Annotated in this window: 1 protein-coding gene and 1 pseudogene; both read right to left on the reverse strand. The window is 29.1% G+C overall.

Features of this window, described 5'->3' with window-relative positions:
• The coding region (locus ACOTVC_RS08645) for an ankyrin repeat domain-containing protein (RefSeq protein WP_421628349.1) at nt 1-892 on the reverse strand (892 nt) is incomplete at its 3' end.
• Between the two features lie 93 nt (nt 893-985).
• Nucleotides 986-1,640, reverse strand: a pseudogene (locus tag ACOTVC_RS08650) (VgrG protein); the annotation flags it as partial.

Below are 1,640 nucleotides of genomic sequence, written 5' to 3' on the forward strand. Positions count from 1 at the left end.
CTTCACTGCCTAAAAGTTCTAAAGAGCTTTTAGCTCCTGCTTTAAGAAGGTATTTTTTTATGGTTTCGCTTTTATTTTCTATAAGATCAAGAGCTGAGTTTCCAAAATGATTAAAAACATTCACATTGGCTCCTGCTTCAATGAGTTTTTTAACTGTGCTAGAATAACACTCTCTTACAGCCAATATCAAAGCACTCTCTCCATAATAAATCGCTCCTTTATTATATTCTATGATTTCATTGATATCTTTTATTTTACCACTATCGATTAAAGCATTAGCAAATTTTTGCTCTTCTGAAAGAAGAAAACTGTGCAGTAAATTTTCATCCTCTGAATTTTTAAGATTAGGATCTGCTCCTAGTTCTAATAAAAAATGTAAAAGTTCTAATTTATTAGCTCTTTCTGTTTTACTGGCAAGGCCTAAGGGGATAGTATGAAAGATTATAGGTTTGTATTGTCCATCGCTATCATAAAAAGAAGCATTGATATTAGCTCCCTTACCCACTAAAAGTTTAATAATTTTTTTTGTATGCTCTAAATCCAGCTCATCTGCAAGCCAACCAATTGCATTACATCTAAGTAAAAAATTCAACCATGTTTGATCTTTTACAAATTGTAAAATAAATTCAAAAAATTCATAATCATAAGACCAAGCATCGCTAAATAATGGATCTAATATTGTCCTTCTATCCCATGGATCTAACTCAAGAATATCCTTATCTTTTGGATCTTCTATGATGCAAACTACATTTATACCTTCTTTATGGATAAATTCTTGCCATTCTTTATAATATTTATCTTTAATGCTATGTTTGATTTCTCGGTCAAAAAACCATTTAAGCATAGGATTAGCTTGAACTTCTTCATAAGAAATGATTTTTTCTTTAGTCATTTTATTTCCTTTTTTATAATTTTTTATTTTTAATAACAAAATCTAAAATTTTTTAAAATACTTTGATTATATTTTTTATAAAATTTATATCACTTAATCTGCCCTTAAATCTCCTCCTTTTACTCTTAAACCTTTATCGTCTATAATTACTTGAACCCCTCCAACTTGGATAATAACTTCTTTAGCTGTGGTCGTTATAGAAGTGGATTTTACTTGATTAATTATTCTATTGTGCGCTACAATAGTATTGTCTTTTTGTGCTAAAGATGAAACATTTTCTGCATTAACACAGTGATCTTTTTTAGCAACCATAAAGATAGATTTTTCTGTATGCTCTTGAATATTGCCTTTTGCTTCTGTTACAAGTTCAGAATCTGTATGAACACTATATTTTCCTTGACTTTCTATATGATGATAACCTCTAATAAATGTTTTTCTATTAGATGATGCAGAACTTGTGTATTCTCCTGTAATTCTTTCTTCGTAGTTTCTGCCTATTTCTACCTTTTTATTTTCTCCTACTTTTTCATAGCTATTTTTATGGATTTTTACTTCTTGATCTGTTCCTACATTCAAAGTATTACTTAAACCCACATTAGTGTCTTTAGAAAGCAGGGTATTTTCTAAATATTTTGCCCCTACATTGACATTTTTAAAACCTATGATATTTTGCATATGTCCTAAAGTAATGAATTCGGTATATAAAGCTCCTACTTCTGAGGTTTTGTTATTTTTTATAGTTTGCTCA

Source organism: Campylobacter sp. GB48 (assembly GCF_049221845.1).
Taxonomy (GTDB): Bacteria; Campylobacterota; Campylobacteria; order Campylobacterales; family Campylobacteraceae; genus Campylobacter_D; species Campylobacter_D lari_C.